The sequence below is a fragment of the Saccharothrix longispora genome (genome assembly GCF_031455225.1).
GTDB lineage: Bacteria > Actinomycetota > Actinomycetes > Mycobacteriales > Pseudonocardiaceae > Actinosynnema > Actinosynnema longispora.
On record NZ_JAVDSG010000001.1, the window covers coordinates 1,766,400 to 1,776,043 of the forward strand.

Here is a 9,644-nt window from a genome sequence, read left to right on the forward strand (position 1 = left end):
GGGGCGCGTGGGCGCTGCCGGCCGGCATGGCGGGCGGCATGTCGGCCGCCGACCGGCAGCGGCTGGCCCGCGCCGGGATGCCGCCGATGACCCGCGAGCGCGGCCTGGCCTGGTTCGACGCGGCCCTGACCGCCGGCGACCCGGCGGTGGTGGCGCAGGAGTTCGCGGTGCGCACGCTGCGCACCCTGCCGAGCGTGCCGCCGCTGCTGCGCGCCCTGGCCCCGGCGGTCGTCCGCCGCACGGCCGCCGCGCACGCCGACCGCGCCGCGTTCGCCGGCCTCTCCGGCCCCGACCTGGTCGCCGCGCTGCTGGAGGCGGTGCGCGGGCACGTCGCCGCCGTCCTCGGCCACCCCGGCACGGTGGTCGGCGCGGACCGCGCGTTCCGCGACCTCGGGTTCGACTCGCTGACCGGCGTGGAGCTGCGCAACCGGCTCGACGCGGCCACCGGCCTGACCCTGCCGTCGACGCTGGTGTTCGACCACCCGACGCCCCGCGCGCTGGCCGGGCACCTGGCGGCCGAGATCGGCGGCAGCGCACCCGTCCTGCTCGACGCGACGCCGAGGACCGCCGAGCAGGCGGACGACCCGGTCGTGATCGTGGGCATGGGCTGCCGCTACCCGGGCGGTGTGCGCTCGCCCGAGGACCTGTGGCGACTGGTCTCCGACGGCGTGGACGCCATCACCGGCTTCCCGGCCGACCGCGGCTGGGACGTCCCCGAGCTGCGCGACCCGGACGAGCCGGAGTTCGTGCGCGCCGGCGGGTTCCTGCGCGACGCGGCCGACTTCGACGCCGGCTTCTTCGGCATCGCCCCGCGCGAGGCCCTGGCGATGGACCCGCAGCAGCGCCTGCTGCTGGAGACCGCGTGGGAGTCGCTGGAGACCGCCGGGATCGACCCGGTCGGGCTGCGCGGCGACGACGTCGGCGTGTTCGTCGGCGCGGGCGGCCAGGACTACGCGGGCGTGCTGCTGCACTCCGGCATCGACGTGGCCGCACACCTCAACACCGGCAACGCGGGCAGCGTGCTGTCCGGCCGGCTGTCCTACGCGCTAGGCCTGGTCGGCCCGGCCGTCACGGTGGACACGGCGTGCTCGTCGTCGCTGGTGGCGCTGCACCTCGCGGCGCAGTCGCTGCGCTCGGGCGAGTGCTCGCTGGCGCTGGCCGGCGGCGTCACGGTGATGTCGACGCCGCTGGGGTTCGTCACGTTCTCCCGGCAGGGCGGGCTGGCCCCGGACGGGCGCTGCAAGGCGTTCTCGGCCGACGCCGACGGCACCGCGTGGGCCGAGGGCGTGGGCGTGCTGGTGCTCGAACGGCTGTCCGACGCGCGTCGCAACGGTCACGAGGTGCTGGCGGTGGTGCGTGGTTCGGCCGTGAACCAGGACGGTGCGTCGAACGGTCTGACCGCGCCGAACGGTCCGTCGCAGCAGCGGGTGATCCGGGCCGCGCTGGCCAACGCGGGGCTACGTCCGTCCGAGGTGGACGTGGTGGAGGCGCACGGCACCGGCACCCCGCTGGGCGACCCCATCGAGGCGCAGGCGCTGCTGGCCACCTACGGCCGCGACCGGCAGACCCCGCTGCTGCTGGGGTCGGTCAAGTCGAACATCGGGCACGCGCAGGCCGCCGCCGGTGTCGCCGGGATCATCAAGGTGGTCGAGGCGATGCGGCACGGCGTTGTGCCCCGCACCCTGCACGTCACCGAGCCCACGGGCGAGGTCGACTGGTCCACCGGCGCGGTCGAGCTGGCGGCGGAGAACGTGCCGTGGCCGGACGCCGGTCGCGTGCGCCGTGCCGCCGTGTCGTCGTTCGGCATCAGCGGCACCAACGCGCACACCGTGCTGGAGCAGGCCCCGCCCGCCGGGCCCCTCGCGCTGCCGGACCTCGAAGCACCGGTCGACGGCGCGGTGCCGTGGGTGCTGTCCGGCCGCACCGAGGCCGCGCTGCGCGCCCAGGCCGCCCGGCTGGCCGCCCACCTGGACGACCACGACCCGGCGGCGGTCGGCGCGGCCCTGCTGCGCCGCACCCGGTTCGACCACCGGGCCGTCGTGCTCGGCGACGACCGGGCGGGCGCGCTCGCCGCGCTGGCCCGCGGCGAGTCGCACCCCGGTCTCGTGCGGGGGACGGCCGCCGACCGCGGACCAGTCGTGTTCGTGTTCCCCGGCCAGGGCGGGCAGTGGGTCGGGATGGCCCGCGAGCTGGTCGCCGGCTCGCCCGAGTTCGCCGACCGGATGCACGAGGTCGACGCGGCGCTGTCCGCGCTCGTGCCGTGGTCGCTGTTCGACGTGCTGGGCGACGCCGACGCGCTGGAGCGGGTGGACGTGGTGCAGCCCGCGCTGTTCGCGGTGATGGTGTCGCTCGCGCACACCTGGCGCGCGCTGGGCGTCGAGCCGGCGGGCGTCGTCGGGCACTCGCAGGGCGAGATCGCCGCGGCCTGCGCGTCCGGCGCGCTGTCCCTGGAGGACGCCGTCCGCGTCGTCGTGCTGCGCAGCCGGGCCATCGCCGAGGTGCTGGAGGGGCGCGGCGGCATGGCGTCGGTCGCGCTGTCCCGGGGCGAGGTGGAGCCGCTGCTGGAGCGCTTCGCCGGCCGCGCCGTCGTCGCGGCGGTCAACGGGCCGCGCGCCGTCGTGCTGTCCGGCGACGTGGACGCGCTGGACGACCTGGTCGCCGACCTGGTGGCGCGGGAGGTCCGGGCGCGCCGCATCCCCGTCGGCTACGCCTCGCACTGGGCCGGCGTGGACGCGGTCGAGGAGCGGGTGCTGGCCGACCTCGCCGGCGTCGCGCCGGTGTCGGTGCCCACCGGGTTCTACTCGGGGCTGCGCGGCGCGGCGGTCGACACGGCCGACCTGGACGCGGGCTACTGGTTCCGCAGCCTGCGGGAACGGGTCGACTTCGCGGGCGCGGCACGGGCCGCGGCCGACGCGGGCGCGGACGTGTTCGTCGAGGTCGGGCCACACCCGGTGCTGTCGATGAGCGTGCGCGACATCGTCGGCGACGACGCCGTGGTGGTGGGGTCGCTGCGCCGCGGCGAGGGTGGTGCGGACCGGTTGCTGCGGTCGGTGGCCGAGGCGTGGGTGGCGGGCGTGCCGGTGCGCTGGGAGGTGCTGTGCGAGGGCGTCGCACCCGCCGCCCTGCCGACCTACGCGTTCCAGCACGAGCGGTTCTGGCCGCCGATGCCCGAGCCGACCGCGTCGAAGGTCGACGACGGCTTCCTCGCCGGCCTCGACCCGGAGATGTCCGTCGGCGACGCGCTGGCGCTGCTGGCGCGCCCCGGCGAGGCCGGCGACAACTGGCTCTACCGGGTCGCCTGGCGGCCCGTGCCGCGGGTGGACGCGCCGCCGCTGTCGGGCGACTGGCTCGTGCTGGTGCCGGCCGACGACCCCGACCCGGCGTGGACGGCGCGCGTCGCCCCCGCCGGCGCGGTCGTCGCGCTGGACACCGCCGCGCCCGACCGCGCGGGGTACGCCGCCGCGCTCCCGGCCGGCCGGTACGCCGGGGTGCTCTCGCTGCTCGGCGCGGACGAGCGCCCCTACCGCACGGGCGCCGCGCGCGGCCTGGCCGCCACGCTCGCGCTCGTCCAGGCCCTCGGCGACGCCGGGATCACCGCGCCGCTGTGGTGCGCCACCCGCGCCGCCCACGCCGTGACCCCCGCCGAACGGGCCGGGCACCCCGCCCAGGCCGCCGTGTGGGGCCTCGGCCGGGTCGTCGCGCTGGAGCACCCCGAGCGCTGGGGCGGCCTGCTCGACCTGCCCGCCGACGCCGCCGACCTCGACCACCGGGACCTGGCCGCCGTGCTGGACGGCTCGTCCGGCGAGGACCAGGTGGCGCTGCGCCGCACCGGCCCGCACGGCCGCCGCTTCGAGCACGCGCCGCCCGTGCGGGTCACCGAGCGGGCCGAACCGCCCGCCACCGCCCTGGTCACCGGCGGCACCGGCGCCCTCGGCGCGCACGTAGCCCGCTGGCTGGCCGGCGAGGGCGCCCGGCACCTGGTGCTCACCAGCCGCCGCGGCCCCGACGCGCCCGGTGCGGACGAGCTGCGGGCCGACCTGGAGGCGCTGGGCGCGCGCGTCACGATCGTCGCGTGCGACGTGTCCGACCGCACCCGGCTCGCCGCCGTGCTCGACGGGATCGGCGACGACTGCCCGCTGACCGACGTCGTGCACACCGCCGCCGCCCTCGACGACGCGATGGTCGACGCCCTCACCCCCGAGCGGGTGGACGAGGTGCTGGCCGTCAAGGCGCTGGGCGCGTGGCACCTGCACGAGCTGACCCGCGACCGCGACCTGACGTCGTTCGTGCTGTTCGCGTCCATCGCGGGCGTGTTCGGCGTGCCCGGCCAGGGCAACTACGCGCCCGGCAACGCCTACCTCGACGCCCTCGCCGAGCACCGGGCCGCCCTCGGGCTGCCCGCGCTGTCCGTGGCGTGGGGGCCGTGGGGCGAGGGCGGCATGGCCGAGGGCGAGGTGGGGCGCACGGCCCGGCGGCACGGGTTCGTCGAGATGGACCCGGACGTCGCGGTCGTCGCGCTGCGCACCGCGATGGCGGGCACGCGCCCGGCGCTCGCCGTCGCCGACGTCGAGTGGGAGCGCTTCGGCGTCGCGTTCACCGCGAGCAGGCCCAGCCCGTTCGTGGCCGACCTGCCCGAGGTGCGGGCGCTCGCCGCCCGCGTCGCCCCCGCGCCCGACGACGCCGGGTTCGCCGCCACCCTGACCGCGCTGCCCGCCGCCGAGCGGGTGCCCGCCGCGCTGGCCCTGGTGCGCGACCGGGTGGCCGCCACCCTGGGCTTCGGCTCGGCGGCCGACGTGCAGCCGCGCACCCCGTTCCGCGACCTGGGCACCGACTCGGTGACCGCGCTGGAACTGCGCAACCTGCTCAACGCGGCCACCGGCCTGCGGCTGGCCACGACCGTCGTGTTCGACCACACCACCCCGCAGGCCCTGGCCGAGCACGTCGTCGCCGAGCTGACCGGCTCCGGCGCGGACCGGGAGGGCGCCGCGGTCGCCGCCGCCGACGGCGAGCCGATCGCCATCGTCGGCATGGCCTGCCGGTTCCCCGGCGGGGTGTCGAACCCCGCCCAGCTGTGGGACCTGCTGGCCTCGGGCGGCGACGCGATCACCGGCCCGCCGGCCGACCGCGGCTGGAAAGTCGAGGGAATTGCCTACTCCCAGCTTGACGACACTGGTCGGGTGTACGCGCTGGCTGGAGGTTTCGTGCGGGAGGCGGCCGAGTTCGACCCGGCCTTCTTCGGCATCTCGCCGCGCGAGGCGCTGGCCATGGACCCGCAGCAGCGCCTGCTGCTGGAGACCTCCTGGGAGGCGTTCGAGGACGCCGGGATCGTCCCGGAGACCCTGCGCGGCACCCGGACCGGCGTGTTCGCCGGCACCAACGGCCAGGACTACGCCACGCTGCTGCGCGACTCGGACGCCGACCTCGGCGGGCACGCGGGCGTCGGCAACAACGCCAGCGTCCTGTCCGGCCGGGTGGCCTACGCGTTCGGCCTGGAGGGGCCTGCCGTCACGGTCGACACCGCCTGCTCGTCGGCGCTCGTCGCCATGCACATGGCGGTCCGGTCGCTGCGGTCCGGCGAGTCGACGCTGGCGCTGGCCGGCGGCGTGACCGTGATGGCGACGCCCGGCGTGTTCGGCGAGTTCGCCCGGCAGGGCGGGCTGGCCCCGGACGGGCGCTGCAAGGCGTTCTCCGCCGACGCCGACGGGGCGACGTTCTCCGACGGCGCGGGCACCGTGGTGCTGGAGAGGCTGTCCGACGCCCTGCGCAACGGGCACCGGGTGCTGGCCGTGATCCGGGGTTCCGCGGTGAACTCCGACGGCGCGTCCAACGGCCTGACCGCCCCCAACGGCCGCTCCCAGCAGCGGGTCATCCGCGCGGCGCTGGCCGACGCCGGCCTGCGACCGTCCGACGTGGACGCGGTGGAGGCGCACGGCACGGGCACGTCCCTGGGCGACCCGATCGAGGCGGGCGCGCTGCTCGCCGCCTACGGGCAGGACCGCGACGAGCCGCTGCTGGTCGGCTCGGTCAAGTCCAACCTCGGCCACACCCAGGCGGCGGCCGGCGCGGCGGGCGTGCTGAAGGTCGTGCTGGCCCTGCGCCACGGGCTGCTGCCCCGCACGCTGCACGTGACCGAGCCGTCGCCGCACGTCGACTGGTCGAGCGGCGCGGTGGAGGTGCTCACCTCGGCGCGGCCGTGGCCCGAGGGCGGGCGCCCGCGCCGGGCGGGCGTGTCGTCGTTCGGCATCAGCGGCACCAACGCGCACCTCATCGTCGAGCAGGCCCCCGCGGTCGGGACGACCACCGACGAACCCGCCGGGGTCGCGGGCGCCACCGGGGCCCGCCCGGTGCTGCTGCCGCTGTCGGCGACGACCCCGGCGGCCCTGCGCGACCAGGCCGCCCGCCTGCTCGCGCGCCTCACCGACGACGTCGACCCGGCGGACGTCGGGTTCGCGCTGGCCACCGCGCGCACCGCGTTCGACCACCGGGCCGTGGTGCACGGCGACGACTGGGCCGCCGGGCTGCGGTCGCTGGCGGCCGGCGAGCCGTCCGCGTCGGTCGTCGAGGGCGTGGTCCGCGAACCCGCCGGCACGGCGTTCCTGTTCACCGGCCAGGGCGCGCAGCGCGTCGGCATGGGCACCGGCCTGCGGGCCGCGTTCCCGGTGTTCGCCGCCGCGTGGGACGAGGTGCGGTCCGCGCTGGACCCGCACCTGTCCCGGCCGCTGGACGAGGTCGTGGGCTCGGACCTGGTGCACCGCACCGAGTTCACCCAGCCCGCGCTGTTCGCGTTCGAGGTGGCGCTGTTCCGGCTGGCCGAGTCCCTGGGCCTGCGGCCCGAGGCGCTGGTCGGCCACTCCGTCGGCGAGATCGCGGCGGCGCACGTCGCCGGGGTGTTCTCGCTGGCCGACGCCTGCCGGCTGGTCGCCGCGCGCGGGCGGCTGATGCAGGGGCTGCCCGAGGGCGGCGCGATGGTCGCCATTCGGGCGGCGGAGGCCGACGTGCTGCCGCTGCTCGGCGAGGGCGCGTCGATCGCCGCCGTCAACGGGCCGTCCGCCGTGGTCGTGTCCGGTGACGAGGACGCCGTGGACGCGGTCGCCGCGCACTTCGCGCGGACCAAGCGGCTGGTCGTGTCGCACGCCTTCCACTCGCACCGCACGGACCCGGTGCTCGCGGGCTTCCGGGCGGTGCTCGCGGACGTCGCGTTCGCCCCGCCACGGATCCCCGTCGTGACCACCGCGCCGAGCGGTCACGGCATCGACACCCCGGACTACTGGGTGGACCAGGTGCGGATGCCGGTCCGGTTCGCCGACGCCGTCGCCGGGCTGCGGGCGGCCACCCTGGTCGAGATCGGCCCGGACGGCGTGCTCGGCGCGCTGGCCGCCGAGGTGGTCGCGGACCGCGTGGTCGTCGCCCTGACCCGGGCCGACCGGGACGAGGCAGCCGCGCTGGCCGCCGCCGTGGCCCGCCTGCACGTCTCGGGCTCGGCGGTGGACTGGACGGGCTGGTTCGGGACGCGCTCCGCGCACGTCGACCTGCCCACCTACGCGTTCCAGCGGCGGCGCTTCTGGCCCGAACCGGCCGCCGCCGCGCCCGCGTCCGCCGACCCCGCCGAGGCGGAGTTCTGGGCGGCGGTCGACCGGGCCGACACCGACGCCGTGGCGACCGCGCTCGACCTGGGCGGCGACGCGGCCCTCGCGGGCGTGCTGCCCGCCCTGTCGGCGTGGCGCAGGAAGTCGCGGGAGGCGGCCGAGTTGGACGCGTGGCGCTACCGGGCCACCTGGGAGCCGGTCGCCGACCGGCAGGCGCTGCTGTCGGGCACCTGGCTGCTGGTGACCGCGCAGGACCCCGCCGCGCAGGACCCCGCCGCGCAGGACGAGGCGGTCGCCGCGGCCCTGGCCGCGCACGGCGCGGCCGTCGTGCACCTGCCCGTGCCGGCGGGCGCGGACCGCGCGGCGGTGGCCGTGCGGTTGCGCGAGGTCTTGGGGGACACCACCCCGGCCGGCGTCGTCTCCCTGGCCTCCGCGGGGACCGACGCCCACCGCAACCTGGTCTCGACCGCCGGCCTGGTGCAGGCGCTGGGGGACACCGGGACCGCCGGACCGCTGTGGGTGCTCACCCGCGGCGCGGTGCCGGCGGTCGCCGGCGAGCGGCCCGACCCCGCTCAGGCGGCGGTGTGGGGCCTCGGCCGGGTCGTGGCGCTGGAGCACCCCGGCCTGTGGGGCGGTCTCGTGGACCTGCCGCCGGTACTCGACGCCCGGTCCGCCGAACGGCTCGCCGGCGTCCTCGCCGGACGCGCGGAGGACCAGGTCGCCGTGCGCCCGACGGGCGTCGCGGCCCGCCGCTTGGCGCCCGCGCCCGGTGGTCCGGCCACCCGGACGTGGCGCCCCTCCGGCACGGTGCTGGTCACCGGCGGCACGGGCGCGCTCGGCCGCCGGGTCGCGCGGGCCGTCGCCGAGGCCGGCGCGCGGCACGTCGTGCTCGTCGGCCGGCGCGGTGAGCGCTCGGACGGCGCGGCCGCACTGCGCACCGAGCTGGCGGACCTGGGCGCGGGGACCACCTTCGCCGCCTGCGACGTCGCCGACCGGGACGCGCTGGCCGCCGTGCTGGCGGACGTGCCCGACCTGACCGCCGTGGTGCACGCGGCCGGCGTCCTCGACGACGGCGTGGTGGAGACCCTCGCGCCGGAGCGGTTCGACGCGGTCCTGCGCGCCAAGGCGCGGGGCGCGGAGAACCTGCACGAGCTGACCCGGGACGTGCCGCTCGACGCGTTCGTGGTGTTCTCCTCCTTCGCCGGCGCGGTCGGCGCGGCGGGGCAGGGCAACTACGCCGCCGCCAACGCCTTCGTCGACGCGCTCGCCGAGCGGCGGCGCGCCGAGGGCCTGCCCGCGACCTCGATCGCGTGGGGGCCGTGGGCCGAGGCCGGCATGGCGCGCGACCCCGGCGCGGCGGACCGGCTGCGGCGCAGCGGGTTCACCCCGCTGGACCCGGAGCGCGCCGTCGCCGCCCTGTGGCACGCCGTGGAACGCGACGCCGCCACCGCGGTGGTGACCGAGGTGGACTGGGCGCGCTTCGCGCCCGGCTTCACCGCGGCCCGCCCGTCGCCGCTGCTCACCGGCATTCCACAGGCCCGGTCGCTGCCGGCCGCCGCCGAGCCGGACACCTGGCACGACCGGCTGGCCGCGGCCGACCCGGCGACCCGGGGCAGGCTGCTGCTGGAACTCGTCCTCGCCACCACGGCGCAGGTGTCCGGGCACCAGGCCGGCGAGGAACCCGACCCGACCGTGGCGTTCAAGGACCTCGGGTTCGACTCGCTGATCGCGGTCGAGTTCCGCAACCTGCTCGGCACCCGCGTCCGCGCGGACCTGCCCGCCACGCTGATCTTCGACCACCCGACGCCCCGGGCGGTGGCCGACCACCTGGTCTCGCTGCTCGGCGGGGCCGAGGTGGACCTGCACGCCGAACTCGCCCGGGTGGAGCGGCTGCTGGCCGCGGCGCCCGAGGGCGAGCGCGCCGCGATCTCGGTGCGGCTGCGTTCGCTCGTGCGGGCCTGGGACGCGGACGAGCGCCCCGCCGACACCGCGCCCGCGCTCGACTCGGCGACCGCCGAGGAACTGTTCGACCTGCTCGACGACGAACTCGGGAAGTGA

At 78.0% G+C, this 9,644-nt stretch carries 1 protein-coding gene (only partly in view); it reads left to right on the top strand.

Annotated features, from left to right (window positions below):
- Positions 1–9,644, top strand: the end of a protein-coding gene (locus J2S66_RS07650) for a type I polyketide synthase (RefSeq protein ID WP_310305565.1). 19,390 nt of this gene lie to the left of the window's left edge; the window shows 9,644 of its 29,034 coding nt (coding positions 19,391–29,034); its start codon lies beyond the left edge, outside the window; the stop codon is at positions 9,642–9,644.